We start from the raw sequence: 15,143 nt of genomic DNA, 5'->3' as shown, positions 1-15,143 counted from the left end.
GTGGCCCCCGCGGCCGGCATCCACGCCACCGCGCTGGTCGACCCGTCGGCCCGGATCGGCGACGGCGTCTCGATCGGGCCCTACACCGTGGTCGGCGCCGGGGTCGAGGTCGGCGACGGCACCACCATCGGCGCGCACTGCACGCTGCAGGGCCCGACCCGGATCGGCCGCGACAACCGCATCCACTCGCACGTGGCCATCGGCGGCGACGCGCAGGACAAGAAGTTCGCCGGCGAGCACGCCGAGCTCGAGATCGGCGACCGCAACGTCATCCGCGAGTTCTGCACCATCAACCGCGGTACCGGCCACGGCGGCGGCTGCACCCGCATCGGCGACGACAACTGGCTGCTGGCCTACGTGCACGTCGCCCACGACTGCCGGGTCGGCAACGGCTGCGTGTTCTCCAACAACGCCACCCTCGCCGGGCACGTGGAAGTCGGCGACCAGGTGATCCTGGGCGGGTTCGCCGGGGTGCACCAGTTCTGCCGCATCGGCGCGCACGCATTCATCGGCATGGGCGCCTTCGTCAACGGCGACGTGCCGCCGTTCGTGCTGGTGGCGCAGGAAGGCTACAGCCGCCCGCGCGGGGTCAACGTCGAGGGCCTGAAGCGACGCGGCTTCGACCCGTCGCGCGTGGCCGCGATCCGCCGCGCCTACAAGGCGCTGTACGTCTCCGGGGCGAAGCTCGAGGACGCCCGCCAGCGACTCGAAGAGCTGGCGCGCGACAGCGAGGACGTGCGCGCGCTGCTCGAGTTCATCGGCTCCGGCGAGCGACCGCTGCTGCGATGAGCGGCCCTCGCAAGCGCTTCGCGCTGGTCGCCGGCGAAGCCTCCGGGGACCAGCTGGGCGCCGGCCTGGTGGCGGCGCTGCGCGAACACCATCCCGACGCGGAGTTCGCCGGCATCGGCGGCGACGCGATGCGCGCGGCCGGCGTGGACACTTGGTTCGACGCCGGCGAGCTCGCGGTGATGGGGCTGGCCGAAGTGCTGCGCGAACTGCCGCGCCTGCTGCGCCTGCGCCGCGAGCTGCGGCGGCGGGTGCTGGCCTGGCAACCGGACGTGTTCACCGGCATCGACGCCCCCGACTTCAACCTCGGCGTCGAGCGCTGGCTCAAGCGCCGCGGCGTGCGCACCGTGCACTACGTCAGCCCCTCGGTGTGGGCCTGGCGCGAATCGCGCGCGGCCAGGATCGGCGAGAGCGCCGACCGGGTGCTGTGCCTGTTCCCGATGGAACCCGCGATCTACGCGCGCCACGGCGTGGACGCGCGCTTCGTCGGCCATCCGCTGGCCGATGCCATCCCGCTCGAACCCGACCGCGCCGGCGCGCGCGAGGCCCTCGGCATCCCGTTCCATGCCCCGGTGCTGGCGGTGCTGCCCGGCAGCAGGCTCGGCGAGATCCAGCGCATGCTGCCGGTGTTCCTGGAAGCCGCCGCCGGCGTCGCCGGACAGGTGCCCGGCCTGCAACTCGTGATTCCCGCCGCCACCGCAGCCTGCCGCGCGTCGATCGAAGCGACGATCGACCGTTCCCCGTTCCCCGTTCCCCGTTCCCTGCTCCTCGACGGCCAGGCCCAGCGCGCCATGATCGCCGCCGACGTGGTCCTGCTCGCCTCCGGCACCGCCGCCCTGGAAGCCATGCTGTGCAAGCGGCCGATGGTCGTCGGGCACCGCATCGCGCCCACCACGCACCGCATCGTGCGCGGCCTGGGCATGCTCAAGTCCGCGCACGTCAGCCTGCCCAACGTGCTCGCCGGCGAAGCGCTGGTGCCGGAGCTGCTGCAGGACGACTGCACCGCGCCTGCGCTGGCGGACGCGGTGTTGCGCTGGTTCCGCGAGCCGGAAGCGGTCGCGGCGCTGCGCCCGCGCTTCCGCGCACTGCATGAACAGCTCAGGCGCGATGCCTCGCGCCAGGCCGCCGAAGCTGTCGCGGAACTCGCCGCGCGCGCTTGAGATTGCCGCGTGCCCGGCAGGTCGGCGACACTGTCGGCATGCCGCTCGCGTTCGCCACGCCCGCCCCCGATGCGCCGTTGCCGGTGGCCGGCGTCGACGAGGCCGGGCGCGGCCCGCTGGCCGGGCCGGTGGTCGTCGCGGCAGTGGTGTTCCCGCGCGGGCGCACGCCGGTCAACGGCCTCGACGATTCCAAGGCGCTGAGCGCGGAACGGCGGGAGCAGCTGTATCCGCGCATCATCGAGCGCGCGCTGGCCTGGCAGGTGGTCTCGATCGAGGTCGAGGAAATCGACCGCCTCAACATCTACCACGCCACCATGCTCGGGATGCGCCGGGCGATCGAGGCCGTGGCCGCGCGGGTCGGCGCGGTCGAGGCGCTGGTGGACGGCAACGCGCTGCCGAAGGGATTGCCGTGCCGCGCACGCGCGATCGTCGGCGGCGATGCCAGCGAGCGCGCGATCATGGCCGCCTCGATCCTCGCCAAGGTGAGCCGCGACCGGTACATGCGCGAGCTGCACGCACGCTGGCCCGACTACGGTTTCGACGAGCACAAGGGCTACGGCACGCCCGCGCACCGCGCCGCGCTGCAGCGGCTGGGACCCTGCCCCGCGCACCGGCGCAGCTGGGCCCCGGTGCAGGCGACGCTGCAGGCGCCGGACCTGTTCGCTGAATGCGTCCCGGGCTGACTTGCCTGAACGATTGCAGTACTGCCACTCGTTGGGCGACTTCCGGGAGGGGACCGGCGCCGTGCAACCGCGCAACCTCGACGTGCATCCAAGGAAAAACGTCCCCCCGCCAGCGGAAGAGGTGCGCCATGGCCGCCGTCGATCCCGTCTTCGCACACGCCCCGTTCCAGCCCGCCGGACTCGACGAACTGCTGGAGGGCCTCGACCCCGAGGCCGCCGACGTCCTGTTGCGCGAGTACCTCGCGGAAGCCGCGCTGCGCCGCCACCTGCGCGCCATCCACGACAGCCACTACGCCAGCGAGAGCCCGCAGCCGCGCGCGCTGTTCCGGATCGCCTGAGCGCATCGCTGGTGCATCCCGGCGGGCGTCGCCGGCGCGGCTGTCAAGCCTTGTCCGGCGCTGGGCGGGGGGCTAGGCTGGGGCGATCCCCCCGCAGCCGCCCATGACCCTCCGGGAAGGCATGCCCGCCCGTTTCGCACACCTGCACCTGCACAGCGAGTACTCGCTGGTCGACTCCACCATCCGCATCCCGGAACTGGTGGCGCGCTGCGTGGAGCTGGGCCAGCCCGCGGTCGCGGTCACCGACCACAACAACCTGTTCGCGCTGGTCAAGTTCTACAAGGCGGCCGAGAACGCGGGGGTCAAGCCGATCGCCGGCGCCGACGTGCTGCTGGCCGGGGACGACGAGGCGCCGACCCGGCTCACCCTGCTGTGCCGCGACCGCGAAGGCTACCTGACGCTGTCGCGGCTGCTGACCCGGGCGTGGATGCAGGGCCAGCGCCACGACGGCGTGGTGGTGCGCCCGGAGTGGCTGCGCGAGGGCAACGGCGGGCTGTTCCTGCTCGCCGGCCCGCACAGCGAGGCCGGGCGCCTGGCCGCGGCCGGCAAGCACGAGCTCGCGGAGCAGTGGCTCGCCGACTGGCAGCGCCACACCGGCGAGCGCCTGCACCTCGAGCTGGTGCGCACCGGGCGCGAAGGCGAGCAGGCGTTCAATGCGTTCGCGCTGCATGCGGCCAGCGCGCGCGGCATCCCGGTGGTCGCCAGCAACGACGTGCGCTTCCTGGATCGCGACGGCTTCGAGGCGCACGAGGCGCGGGTGTGCATCGCCTCCGGGCGCGTGCTCGACGATCCGCGGCGCCCGCGCGACTACACCGCCGAGCAGTACCTCAAGTCAGGCGACGAGATGGCGGCGCTGTTCGCCGACGCCCCCGACGCGGTGGACAACGCGATCGCGCTGGCCACGCGCTGCAACCTGGAACTGTCGCTGGGGACCTACTTCCTGCCGGCGTTCCCGGTGCCGTCCGGGGAGACGCTGGACAGCTGGATCCGGGCCCGCGCCCGCGAAGGCCTGGAGCGGCGCCTGGCGCGGCATCCGCTGGCGCCGGGCAAGACCCGCGCCGACTACGACGCGCGCCTGGAGTCCGAGCTCGACGTGATCGTCGGCATGGGCTTCCCCGGCTACTTCCTGATCGTGGCCGACTTCATCAACTGGGCCAAGGACCACGACATCCCGGTCGGCCCCGGCCGCGGCTCCGGTGCGGGCTCGCTGGTGGCCTGGGCGCTGGGGATCACCGACCTCGACCCCCTGCCCTACGACCTGCTGTTCGAGCGCTTCCTCAACCCCGAGCGCGTGTCGATGCCGGACTTCGACATCGACTTCTGCATGGACCGGCGCGACGAGGTGATCGACTACGTCGCCGCCAAGTACGGCCGCGACCGGGTCAGCCAGATCATCACCTACGGCACCATGGCGGCGAAGGCGGTGGTGCGCGACGCCGGGCGCGTGCTCGGCTTCCCCTACGGCTTCGTGGACGGCATCGCCAAGCTGGTGCCGATGACCCTCGGGATCTCGCTGGACGACGCCCTCGGCCGCACCGAGAAGTCGCGCCACGACGAGAACTGGCGTTCCGACGAGCTGATCGCGCGCTACCAGGCCGAGGACGACGTCCGCGACCTGATCGACCTGGCGCTGCAGCTCGAGGACCTGACCCGCAACGCCGGCAAGCACGCCGGCGGCGTGGTGATCGCGCCCTCGCCGCTCTCCGACTTCTGCCCGCTGTTCGCGGAACACGACGGCCAGGGCGGCGGCCGCAACCCGGTGACCCAGTTCGACAAGGACGACGTCGAGACCATCGGGCTGGTGAAGTTCGACTTCCTGGGCTTGCGGACGCTGACGATCATCGACTGGGCGGTGAAGGCGATCAACCGGGGGAAGGCGGGAACGGGGAACGGGGAACGGGGAACGGTAAAAGCGCTGGACATTTCGGCGATTCCGCTGGACGACCCCGCCACCTACGAGCTGTTCGCGCGCGGGGACACCGTGGCGGTGTTCCAGTTCGAGTCGCGCGGCATGCGCGAGCTGTTGCGGCGGGCGCAGCCGGACCGCTTCGACGACCTGATCGCGCTGGTCTCGCTGTTCCGCCCGGGCCCGATGGACCTGATCCCGGACTTCATCGAGCGCAAGCACGGGCGCGCCGAGGTCGAGTATCCGCACCCGCTGCTGGAGCCGGTGCTGGCGCCCACCTACGGCGTGGTCGTGTACCAGGAACAGGTGATGCAGACCGCGCAGATCCTGGCCGGCTACTCGCTCGGCGGCGCCGACCTGCTGCGCCGCGCGATGGGCAAGAAGAAGCCCGAGGAGATGGCCAAGGAACGCGCCAAGTTCGAGGCCGGCGCGCTCGAGCACCACGGCCTGCAGCCGAAGGACTCCGGCCCGATCTTCGACCTGCTGGAGAAGTTCGCCGGCTACGGCTTCAACAAGTCGCACGCCGCCGCCTACGCGCTGGTCTCCTACCAGACCGCCTGGCTCAAGGCGCACTACCCGGCCGAGTTCATGGCCGCGGTGCTGTCCAGCGACATGGACAACACCGACAAGGTGGTCGGCTTCCTCGACGAGGCGCGGGCGATGGGGCTGGAGGTGCTGCCGCCCGACGTCAACGCCTCGGCCTACATGTTCGAGGCCAAGGCCGCCGACACCATCCGCTATGGCCTGGGCGCGGTGAAGGGCGTCGGCCGCGGCGCCTGCGAGGCGATCGTCGAGGCACGCGAGGGCGGCGGCGCGTTCGCCGACCTGCTCGACTTCTGCAAGCGCGTGGATTCGACCCGGCTCAACAAGCGCGCGCTCGAAGCCCTGGTCAACGCCGGCGCGCTGGACGGCCTCGGCCGCAACCGCGCCTCGCTGATGCTGCAGCTGCCCGAGGTGCTGAAGGCGACCGAGCAGCTCGCGCGCGAGCGCGAAGCAGGGCAGGTCTCGTTGTTCGGCGGTGGCGGCGAGGAGCCGGCGCTGCGGATCGAACTGCCGGAAGCCGGCGAGTGGCCGCTGCTGCAGCGGCTGCAGGGCGAACGCGAGACCCTCGGCCACTACCTCAGCGGCCATCCGGTCGATCCCTACCGCGAGGAGCTGCGCGCGCTGCTCGGCCACGACCTCGGCGACCTCGACCGCCTCTGGCAGGCGCGGCCGCAGGAGGAGCGCCGCGGCTGGCGCCAGGAAACGCCGGCGATCGTCGCCGGGCAGGTGGTGGCGATGCGCAAGCGCGGCGAATCGCAGGCCTTCGTGCAGCTCGACGACGGCCGCGGCCGGATCGAGTGCGCATTCTTCGCCGAGGCCTGGCAGGAGCACGCCGCGCTGCTGACCCGCGACCGCATCCTGGTGGTCGAGGGCGGCCTGCGCGAGGACGAGTTCAGCGGCGGCTTCTCGCTGCGCGCGCGCCGCTGCTGGGACTACGCGCAGCTCTGCCAGCAGCATGCCCAGGGCCTGTCGGTGCGGATCGACCTGCGCGAGGGCGACGCCCTGGCGCGGTTCCTGGAAGCGCTGGAAGGCCACGCCGGCGCCACCCCGCTGCTGGTCGAGGCGATCACCGAGGCGGCGGTGGGCCGGCTCAGCATCAACTCCGGCCGCGGGGTGCTGGCCGACGCCGCGCTCCCCGGCCTGCTGCGCGCCCTCCCGGGCGTGCGCAGCGCCCGCCTGCACCTGAACAAGCCGTGGGCGGGCTAAACTGGACGGATGAACCCGAACTACCTCGACTTCGAGCAGCCGATCGCCGACCTGGAAGCCAAGATCCAGGAGCTGCGGCACGCCAGCCACGGCCCGGCCGTCAACGTCGACGCCGAGGTGCACGCGCTGCAGGACAAGCTGCGCACCCGCACCGCGCACATCTTCCGCGACCTCAGCCCCTGGCAGGTCTCGCAGCTCTCCCGCCATCCGGCGCGGCCCTACACCCTCGACTACCTGCGGGTGATCTGCGACGAGTTCCAGGAACTGGCCGGCGACCGCGCCTACGCCGACGACGCCGCGATCGTGGGCGGGCTGGCGCGGATCGACGGGCGCCCGGTGGTGGTGGTCGGGCACGAGAAGGGCCGCGACACCAAGGCCAAGCTCAAGCGCAACTTCGGCATGCCGCGCCCCGAGGGCTACCGCAAGGCGTTGCGGCTGATGAAGCTGGCCGAGCGCTTCAACCTGCCGCTGCTGACCTTCATCGACACCATGGGCGCCTACCCCGGCATCGGCGCCGAGGAGCGCGGCCAGTCCGAGGCGATCGCGCGCAACCTGATGGAAATGGCCGGGCTGCGCACCCCGATCGTGTGCACGGTCATCGGCGAGGGCGGCTCCGGCGGCGCGCTCGCGATCGGCGTCGGCGACCGCACCCTGATGCTCGAGTACAGCACCTACTCGGTGATCACGCCGGAAGGCTGCGCCTCGATCCTGTGGCGCTCGGCGGACAAGGCCAAGGACGCCGCCGAGCAGCTCGGCCTGACCGCGAAGCGGCTCAAGGAGCTGGGCCTGGTGGACAAGGTCATCCGCGAGCCGATCGGCGGCGCGCACCGCAACCCGATGCAGATGGCCAAGCGCCTGAAGGCGGTGCTGCTGAACGAGCTCGATGCGCTCGTGGACGTGCCGCTCGACGAGCTGGTGCAGCGGCGCTACGAGCGCCTGCGCGGCTACGGCGCCTACGAGGCGGCGTGAGTGGCGCGCCGCCGCTGATCCCGCAGCCCGGCGAACCGCGCCCGGTCCTGCTGGGCTTCAGCGGCGGCCTCGATTCCACGGTCCTGCTGCACCTGCTGGCGGCGTCGCCGTCGCTGCACGGCGGCCTGCGCGCGCTGCACGTGCACCACGGGCTGCAGGCCGCGGCCGATGCCTGGCAGGCGCACTGCGAGGGCGAATGCGCCCGGCTCGGCATCCCGCTGCAGGGCGTGCGGGTGCAGGTCCCGCGCAATGCCGGCACCGGGCCCGAGGCCGCCGCGCGCGCGGCGCGCCACGCGGCCTTCCACGCGGCCCTGCGCGAGGGCGAGGTGCTGGCGCTGGCCCACCACGCCGACGACCAGGCCGAGACCTTCCTGCTGCGCGCGCTGCGCGCGTCCGGGCCGGACGGCCTCGCCGCGATGCAGGCCTGGCGCGCGCACGGCCGCGGTTGGCTGTGGCGGCCGCTGCTCGATGCACCGCGCGACGCCCTGCTGGCGTGGGCGCGCGGGGAAGCCCTCGACTGGATCGAGGACCCCAGCAACGCCGACGACACACTGGATCGCAACTACCTGCGCGCCCGCGTGCTGCCGCTCCTGCGCGAGCGCTGGCCGCACGCCGGGGCGGCGTTCGCGCGCAGCGCGGCGCTTGCGGCGGAGGCCGTGGGATTGCTCGAGGCGGAGGATGCGCGGGCACTGGACTCGGTCCGCGCCGGCGCGGCCGACGAACTCGACGCGCGCGCGCTGCAGGTCCTGCCCCGGGCACGACGCGCACGCGTGCTGCGCCGCTGGATCCACGCGCTGGGATTGCCGCCGCTCCCCGCCAGCGGCGTCGCCAGCGTCGAATCCGACCTGCTCCAGGCCGCGCCCGACTCGGGCGCGACCTACGCCTGGGCGGATGCCTGCCTGCAGCGCTGGCGCGACCTGCTGCATGCCGGCCGGCAACGCGAGCCGCTGCCGCGCGACTGGCGCACGACCTGGGACGGCCGCACTCCGCTGGCACTGCCCGGCGGCGGCGTGCTGCGCCTGGAGGGCGCCGTGTTCGAGCACCCCGTGACCGTGCACGCGCGCCAGGGCGGCGAACGCATCACCCTGCCCGGGCGCAGGCACTCGCACGCGCTCAAGCACGTGCTGCAGGAGCGCGCCGTGCCGCCTTGGGAGCGCGCGCAACTGCCGCTGCTGTCGGACGCGGAAGGCGCCGTGCTCGCGGCCGGCGACCGCATCGTCTCTGCGGCGCTGGCGGCCTGGCTGGAGGCCCGCGGCGCGCGCCTGGCCTGGACCCGGCCCGCGGGGAACGTGTAGGAGCGGCGCCCGCGCCGCGATAGAATCGCGCCATGGTCAAGGACAACGCCGAGCGCTCCCCCGTCGCCGACTTCGAGCGCTCGCTCGACGCGCTCGAGAAGCTGGTCGAGAAGATGGAGCACGGCGACATGAGCCTCGAGGAATCGCTGGCCGCCTACGAGTCGGGCGTCGGCCTCTACCGCCGCTGCCAGGCCGCGCTGGAGCAGGCCGAACTGCGCGTGCGGCTGCTCGGCGACCCGGACGATCCCGAGGGCGCGAAGCCGTTCCCCCCGGCCGGCGACGGCGGCGATGCCTGACGCCGGCGGCGACGCGCACGCGGGCTGGCGCGCGCGCACCGAAGCCACGCTCGAAGCCGCCCTGCCCGACCCCGCGGCCGAACCAAGGCGCCTGCATGCGGCCATGCGCCATGCCGCCCTCGACGGCGGCAAGCGCATGCGCCCGCTGCTGGTCTACGCCACCGGCACCGCGTTCGGCTGCGGCGAGGAGGCGCTGGACCACGCCGCCGCGGCGGTCGAACTGGTGCATGCCTACTCGCTGGTGCACGACGACCTGCCGGCGATGGACGACGACGACCTCCGCCGCGGCAAGCCGACCGTGCACGTGGCCTTCGACGAGGCCACCGCCATCCTCGTCGGCGACGCGCTGCAGTCGCTGGCGTTCGAACTGCTCGCCGCCGCGCCGCTGCCGGCCACGGCGCGCGTGGCGATGCTGGCGGAACTGGCGCGCGCCGCCGGCGTGCACGGCATGTGCGGCGGGCAGGCCCTGGACATCGATGCCACCGGACGCGCGATCGACGCCGACGCCCTGCAGCGCCTGCATGTGCTGAAGACCGGCGCGCTGCTGCGCGCGGCGGTGCGCCTGGGCGCGATCGCCGCCGGCGTGGACGCGCCCGCGCGCGCACGGCTCGACGACTACGCCGACGCGCTCGGCCTCGCCTTCCAGGTGCGCGACGACCTGCTCGACGTCGAGGGCGACAGCGCCACCCTCGGCAAGACCGCGGGCCGCGACGCGGCGCGCGACAAGGCGACCTTCCCCGCGCTGCTGGGCGTGGACGCCGCGCACGCGCGGCTGCAAACGTTGAGCGCCGCGATGGACGCGGCGCTCTCCGGCTTCGGACCGCGGGCGGACGGCCTGCGCCGCCTCGCCCGGCTCGCGGTCGAACGCGACCGCTGAGGCTTCAGCGGGCCCCGGCGTCCTTCAGCCGGGCCAGGCCGTCGAGGTCCATGCTCCCGACCATGCGCTTGAGCTGGCCCATGTCGGCCACCTGGCCGCTGGCTTCGACCTGGAAGCGGTCGCCGACCAGCACGCTGTACTCGCCGTACCCGCTGGTGGCGTCCCAGCGCTCGTGGATGCGCTGGCCGTCGCGCACGTAGGTGCGCTCGTAGCCGCTCTCGCTTTCGCTCTCGGACTCGCCGCCGAACGCGGTCGCCATCGCCATCATGCCGCCGAGCGCGACCAGGTCGGTCACTTCGATCTCGACCCGCTGCGCGTCGTCGGCGTAGGTCGCCGAGGCTTCGCTGACCTGCATGCCCATCGCGGCCTGGCGGTTGGCCGAAAGCGACTGGCGCTCGAGTCCGCCGAGGGTGCCCGGCAGGAACGCCTTGAGCTGGTCGGGCGCCAGCGACTCGGCCGGCTGGCCGTCCTCGCGCCCGGCCATGGCCCCCATCATCGCGGCCATGGCCTGCGCCTGGACCTGCGGGTCGTCGCTTTCCGCGGCCTCCTTGTTGGCTTCGGCGGCGGCCTCCATGCGCCGCGACATCTCGGCCAGGCGCCCGAGGCGGCTGTCCTTGTCGAAGCTGACCTCCGCGCCGTCGCCGCCCATCGCGGCCGCGCCCGCAAGCCCGCCCATGGCGGTGATGCCGCCGACCACCAGCGCCAGGATCCAGCTCAGCACGATGGTCACGATCACGCTGACCGCCGTGTAGCCGATCGCCTTGTCCGGCGGGCACTTCATGGTGTGCGGCAGGCCCAGGTACAGCAGGTAGATGCTGTAGATGCCGCCGGCCAGCAGCACCAGCCAGCCGATCCACGGCACGATGTTCGCGATGCCCGCGACCCAGGACGCGGTCCAGGCGTACACCACCGTCTTCAGCGCCTGCACCTGGTCCTTCTCGCCGCCGAAGCTCGGCGCCAGCGCGTTCACCACCAGCGCGACCACGTACAGCATCGCCAGGCCCAGCGCGTAGCCGACGACCATGCCGACCAGGCCCGCGGCGATCGGCGTGGTCACCGTGACCCCGAACAGGCTGTGCCCGATGAAACTGCCCTTGATGAAGCCGAACACCGCCGGGATGGCGGCGAGGATCATCGCGTAGCCGGTGTACAGGCCCTTGACCGTCGCCGGCTCGCCGGCGATGACCGGCCATTCGGCCTTCGGCGCGAGCAGGATGCCCTTCACCCGCGCGATCAGTGCATTCGAATCCATTGCAATTCCCCTCCCCAGGGCAAGTCCGTGATTGCAGCTTTCCAACTCCGCGCGGAGCATAGCAAAGGGCCGGGACGCAGTATCCTCCCCCTGCAACCCGTCGCACGGGCCGGGCAAGGGGAGACCGAATGCGCTGGACGACGCGCGTCGCGCGCCGGTTCGAGGCCGCCATGGCCTGGGCCAGCTTTACCTTCATCACCCGCTGGGGCGCGCTCGAGCGCGGCTACCGGCGCCCGTACGCGAAGCTCGCGCTGCGCCTGAAGTTCGCCTTCTACCCGTTGCTCGCGGTGGCGGCGCTGGCGTGGCTGGGCTGGGACTGGAGCCATGCGCGCAACCTGGCCGCGGCCGAGGACGCGGTGTTCGACACCGTGATCGGCCTGCGACCGACCGAACCGGTGCCCTCGGGCAAGGTCGTGGTGGTGGAGATCGACGACTGTTCGATCGAGTACTACCGCGCGCGCGGCGAAGGCGGCTGGCCCTGGAGCCGGCAACGCCACGCCGACGTGCTGGACGCGCTCGACCGCGCCGGAGTGCGCGCGGTCGGCTACGACATCCAGTTCATCGAGGCCTCGCGCACCGACCCCATGGGCGACATGGTGCTCGAAGCCATGGCCGAGGGCGGCAACGGGCGCTTCGTGTTCGGCTCGGCGACCGTGGACGAGTCGTTCGCGAATGCCGGCAACACCACGCCCGCCTCGCTGGCGCCGAACGCGTTCGCGCTGGTGCCGGACCCGGCCGTCCCCGGGCCTGGCCTGGTGCTGATGCAGCCCTACGGCGAGGCGATGCGCGCGCACAGCGCCCTGCTGGACGTGGACCGCGGCAACGACGGCGTGCTGCGCGACGTCGGCCTGCGCCACGAAGCCGGCGACTGGGCGCTGCCGTCGCTGGCGCTGCAGGTCGCCAGCGCCGCGAGCGGGCGCCCGGCGGCCTCGTACCCGGCCTCCATCCGGGTCAACTGGCGCGAGCACAGCCGGCTGCCGTTCGCCAGCGCCGCCGACCTGATCGAGGGCGAGCCGGTGTGCGGTGACGCGCTCCCGGACCTCGCCGGCGCGGTCGCGCTGGTCGGCTACACCGCCTCCGGGCTGAACGACGCCAAGCCCACGCCGGTGGACGCCGCCATGGCCGGGGTCGAGGTCCACGCCGAGGCGGTCGAGGCGTTGCTCGCCGGCACCGCGGTGCGCATGCCGCCGGCCTGGTTCAAGTACGTGTTCGCGGCGCTGCTGTCACTGTTCTCGTGCTTCGTGTTCTGGCGCGGCGAGCCGTCCTGGGACATGGACGCGATCTTCGTCGCCAGCAACCTGCTGCTGGTCGGCGCCGCGTTCGTCGGCCTGAGCACGTTCGGGGTGTTCTTCGACATCTTCGCCGCGATCGGTTTCGTCAGCCTGGTGTTCGGGCTGTGCCGCAGCTATGCCGCAACCCAGCGCGGGCGCGCGGTCGGCAACGACGACTACCGCCCGCAGTTCGATCCCGACAACGACCACTGGCTGGCGCTGGTGCGGCTGCGCTTCGACCCGCACGAGGCCGACCTGGGCAGGCGCGAGAGCCGCCGACGTGTCCGCGAGTACCGGCGCCGCCTGCGCGGCTGGCTGTACCGCGGCGCCGAGGCGGTGGCGATCGAGGGCATCGTCGAATACAAGCACTTCCTGTACGAGTCGCTGATGGACATCAACGTGCTGATGTGGCGCGGCCACGACCGCGCCGAGGTCGCGGCGCTGGCCGAACGCGAACTGCGCTCGCTGCGCGACTACCTGGCGGCGAAGGACCAGATCCTGTCGGCCGACGGCGAGGTGCTGGTCGCCAGCCTGATCAGCGCCGCCGTGCACGAGGACGAGACCGCGGAGCAGACGCGCGTCCGCGTGTGCCGGGTCCTGGGCCGGCTGCTCGCGGCCGAGGCCGAGCGCCCGCTGTCGGCCTTCGATGCCTTCGCCGCGGACGAGGCGCCGGACCAGGCTGAATGCGCGGCTGGCGCGCCCGTGTCGCACCCGGGCCCCGGAATCCGTAGTCTTGCAGGAACCACCGCGCCAGCCACGGACAAGGAGTGCAGTCATGATGCGGGCAAGTAGCGGCCCCCGGGGCCTGACCGTCGTCCTCGCCACCCTCGCGCTGCTGTGCGCGGCGGCCCTGCCGGCGGCCGCCGCCGAAATGGCGGCGACCGTGCACAAGCCGAAGGCGGAGGTTCGCCAGGCACCCGACTTCGACGCGCCGAAGGTGGCGGACCTGCGCCGCGGCGACAGCGTCTCGGTCTCGGCGCAGGAGGGCCTGTGGTTCAAGGTCGCGCTCGCCGACGGCGCCAGCGGCTACCTCCGCGTCACCGACGTGCGCATGGATTACGCGGCGCAGGAAGGCGGCGACGCCAACGTGCGCGCGCTGTTCACCGGCCAGGCCGGCAAGGGCCGCGTCACCGAGACCGCGGGCGTGCGCGGGCTGGACGAGAGCACGCTGCAGTCCGCGGCCTTCGACGGCGGACAGTTGCAGGCGATGGAAGCCAACCGCGTGGATGCCGCGACCGCCGCCGCGCACGCCCGTGCGCAGGGCTGGGAAGCGACCCGCTTCGAGTACGCCGCCGAGGCCACCACCGGCAAGCGCGGCGGCGCCACCCAGGCCAGCAAGCGCAAGGGCTTCGGCCTGGCGCGCAGCCTGCTCGGCAGCCTCACCGGCAACACGCTGGGCAATGCCGGCGACGCCGCGCTCGATGTCGCCGACGCCACGATCGGCAAGTCCGAGGAAGAGATCCTGGCCGAGGAGCTGGCGTTGGGGCCGGAACTGGCCGGACGCGTCCTCGGCGCGGCGCCGCTGTGGCAGGACGCGGCGGCGCAGCGGCGGGTGAACGTGCTGGGGCGCTGGGTCGCCTCGCAGACGACCCGCCCCGACCTGCCCTGGGCCTTCGGCGTGATCGATTCGCCGGACATCAACGCCTTCGCCGCGCCCGGCGGCTACGTGCTGCTGACCCGCGGCCTGTACGAACTGCTGGCCAACGACGCCGAAGTCGCCGCGGTGCTCGGGCACGAGATCAGCCACGTCGTCCAGCGCGACCACTACAACGTGATCCACAAGCAGCAGGTGACCCAGGCCGGCGTGCGCGCCGCCGCCAGCCAGGTCTCCACCGGCAACCTAGCCGAGCACTACGCCAAGGAATACGCGACGAAGTTCGGCGCCAGGGCGCTGCTGGCGGGGCTGGACCGCGATGCCGAGTTCCGCGCCGACCAGGCTGCCGAGGTCTACCTGGTGCGCTCGGGCTTCAACCCGCTCGCGCTGTACGCGGTGCTGCAGAAGATGACCGCGTTCGGCACGGAGTCGGCGAGCCTGGCGCAGCTGTACCGCACGCACCCGCCGCTGGACGACCGCCTCGACCACATGGACCGCGGCGGCGTGCCGGGGCTGGAGCGCTACGCCGGCCGCTAGGCAGGTCGCTCAGAGCAGGCGAATCGTGAACGGGTAGCGGTACGGCTCCCCGTTCATCGCCTTGACCGCGGCGATGATGCTGCACACCAGCCAGACCACCGCCACCACCGCGATCGCGAGCAGCAGCACGATCCCGGCCGGCAGCGTCAACAGCAGGCCGATGCCCAGGGTCAGGACCGTGGCGCCGAGCAGCGCGATGCCGATCGCGCACGCGACCAGCGCGTACACGAACATGCTCAGGTTGAAGTTGAACGCCTCGCGCGCGTGCTGCGCGGCGAACGGCGAGTCGTCGCGCTTCAGCAGGTAGACCACGCCGGCGCCGAGCATCCCGGCGACGCCGGCCAGCCAGCTCGTGCACAGCGCCAGGACCAGGGCCGCGACGTGCGCGGCCGCGGCCCAGGTGCGCTCGCCGGAAGCGGGCGCGTCCACC

13 protein-coding genes are annotated in these 15,143 nt (G+C 72.9%); 11 read left to right on the top strand and 2 right to left on the bottom strand.

Translation table 11 applies throughout. The features are described from left to right. From lpxA to E4F25_RS00525, 9 genes are all read left to right on the top strand, one after another. The gene (gene lpxA, locus E4F25_RS00565) at positions 1-789 is read left to right on the top strand and encodes an acyl-ACP--UDP-N-acetylglucosamine O-acyltransferase (RefSeq protein WP_140910239.1); all 789 of its coding nucleotides are present in this window, start codon (positions 1-3) and stop codon (positions 787-789) included. Then, positions 786-1,946 carry a lipid-A-disaccharide synthase gene (lpxB, locus tag E4F25_RS00560; RefSeq protein ID WP_140908351.1) on the top strand — a complete coding sequence of 387 codons (1,161 nt, stop codon included), beginning with the start codon at positions 786-788 and terminating at the stop codon, positions 1,944-1,946. Before lpxA ends, lpxB begins: the two co-directional genes overlap by 4 nt. A gap of 38 nt (positions 1,947-1,984) precedes the next feature. Further along, positions 1,985-2,629 carry a ribonuclease HII gene (locus E4F25_RS00555; protein ID WP_140908350.1) on the top strand — a complete coding sequence of 215 codons (645 nt, stop codon included), beginning with the start codon at positions 1,985-1,987 and terminating at the stop codon, positions 2,627-2,629. 128 nt (positions 2,630-2,757) lie between these two features. Then, on the top strand, positions 2,758-2,967 hold the full coding sequence (locus E4F25_RS00550) for a hypothetical protein (protein WP_140908349.1): 210 nt from the start codon (positions 2,758-2,760) through the stop codon (positions 2,965-2,967). Positions 2,968-3,088: 121 nt separating this feature from the next. Continuing rightward, complete coding sequence (gene dnaE / locus E4F25_RS00545) at positions 3,089-6,622, top strand: DNA polymerase III subunit alpha (protein ID WP_140908348.1); 3,534 nt, start codon at positions 3,089-3,091, stop codon at positions 6,620-6,622. Between the two features lie 9 nt (positions 6,623-6,631). After that, entirely contained in the window at positions 6,632-7,591 is a 960-nt protein-coding gene (locus E4F25_RS00540; protein ID WP_140908347.1) for an acetyl-CoA carboxylase carboxyltransferase subunit alpha, read from the top strand. Continuing rightward, positions 7,588-8,886 carry a tRNA lysidine(34) synthetase TilS gene (tilS, locus tag E4F25_RS00535; RefSeq protein ID WP_140908346.1) on the top strand — a complete coding sequence of 433 codons (1,299 nt, stop codon included), beginning with the start codon at positions 7,588-7,590 and terminating at the stop codon, positions 8,884-8,886. Before E4F25_RS00540 ends, tilS begins: the two co-directional genes overlap by 4 nt. A 32-nt stretch (positions 8,887-8,918) precedes the next feature. Next, on the top strand, positions 8,919-9,182 hold the full coding sequence (locus E4F25_RS00530; protein ID WP_140908345.1) for an exodeoxyribonuclease VII small subunit: 264 nt from the start codon (positions 8,919-8,921) through the stop codon (positions 9,180-9,182). Next, positions 9,175-10,059 (top strand): polyprenyl synthetase family protein, encoded by an 885-nt coding sequence (locus tag E4F25_RS00525; protein WP_140908344.1) that lies wholly within the window; start codon positions 9,175-9,177, stop codon positions 10,057-10,059. The genes E4F25_RS00530 and E4F25_RS00525 overlap by 8 nt, the downstream gene beginning before the upstream one ends. 4 nt (positions 10,060-10,063) lie before the next feature. On the opposite strand, the gene E4F25_RS00520 is transcribed toward E4F25_RS00525, so the two are convergent. Next, positions 10,064-11,311, bottom strand: coding sequence for a Yip1 family protein (locus E4F25_RS00520; RefSeq protein WP_140908343.1), 1,248 nt, complete (start codon positions 11,309-11,311; stop codon positions 10,064-10,066). A 128-nt stretch (positions 11,312-11,439) separates the two neighbouring features. On the opposite strand from E4F25_RS00520, the gene E4F25_RS00515 reads away from it, so the two are divergent. Both E4F25_RS00515 and E4F25_RS00510 read left to right on the top strand, forming a co-directional pair. Continuing rightward, positions 11,440-13,374 carry a CHASE2 domain-containing protein gene (locus E4F25_RS00515; protein WP_140908342.1) on the top strand — a complete coding sequence of 645 codons (1,935 nt, stop codon included), beginning with the start codon at positions 11,440-11,442 and terminating at the stop codon, positions 13,372-13,374. Then, the gene (locus E4F25_RS00510) at positions 13,358-14,713 is read left to right on the top strand and encodes a M48 family metalloprotease (RefSeq protein ID WP_181168165.1); all 1,356 of its coding nucleotides are present in this window, start codon (positions 13,358-13,360) and stop codon (positions 14,711-14,713) included. Before E4F25_RS00515 ends, E4F25_RS00510 begins: the two co-directional genes overlap by 17 nt. 9 nt (positions 14,714-14,722) lie before the next feature. On the opposite strand, the gene E4F25_RS00505 is transcribed toward E4F25_RS00510, so the two are convergent. Beyond that, entirely contained in the window at positions 14,723-15,142 is a 420-nt protein-coding gene (locus E4F25_RS00505) for a DUF4870 domain-containing protein (protein ID WP_140908340.1), read from the bottom strand. Position 15,143: the final 1 nt, after the last annotated feature.

The organism is Cognatiluteimonas lumbrici (assembly GCF_006476065.1).
Classification (GTDB): domain Bacteria; phylum Pseudomonadota; class Gammaproteobacteria; order Xanthomonadales; family Xanthomonadaceae; genus Cognatiluteimonas; species Cognatiluteimonas lumbrici.
This window is presented reverse-complemented; position numbering and strand designations above follow the sequence as displayed.

What these genes read in the sequence shown, in the direction of transcription:
- lpxB (WP_140908351.1), top strand. Translation starts at nt 786, where the DNA reads ATGAGCGGCCCTCGCAAGCGCTTCGCGCTGGTCGCCGGCGAAGCCTCC.
- E4F25_RS00555 (WP_140908350.1), top strand. Translation starts at nt 1,985, where the DNA reads ATGCCGCTCGCGTTCGCCACGCCCGCCCCCGATGCGCCGTTGCCGGTG.
- E4F25_RS00550 (WP_140908349.1), top strand. Translation starts at nt 2,758, where the DNA reads ATGGCCGCCGTCGATCCCGTCTTCGCACACGCCCCGTTCCAGCCCGCC.
- dnaE (WP_140908348.1), top strand. Translation starts at nt 3,089, where the DNA reads ATGCCCGCCCGTTTCGCACACCTGCACCTGCACAGCGAGTACTCGCTG.
- E4F25_RS00540 (WP_140908347.1), top strand. Translation starts at nt 6,632, where the DNA reads ATGAACCCGAACTACCTCGACTTCGAGCAGCCGATCGCCGACCTGGAA.
- E4F25_RS00530 (WP_140908345.1), top strand. Translation starts at nt 8,919, where the DNA reads ATGGTCAAGGACAACGCCGAGCGCTCCCCCGTCGCCGACTTCGAGCGC.
- E4F25_RS00525 (WP_140908344.1), top strand. Translation starts at nt 9,175, where the DNA reads ATGCCTGACGCCGGCGGCGACGCGCACGCGGGCTGGCGCGCGCGCACC.
- E4F25_RS00520 (WP_140908343.1), bottom strand. Translation starts at nt 11,311, where the DNA reads ATGGATTCGAATGCACTGATCGCGCGGGTGAAGGGCATCCTGCTCGCG.
- E4F25_RS00515 (WP_140908342.1), top strand. Translation starts at nt 11,440, where the DNA reads ATGCGCTGGACGACGCGCGTCGCGCGCCGGTTCGAGGCCGCCATGGCC.
- E4F25_RS00510 (WP_181168165.1), top strand. Translation starts at nt 13,358, where the DNA reads ATGATGCGGGCAAGTAGCGGCCCCCGGGGCCTGACCGTCGTCCTCGCC.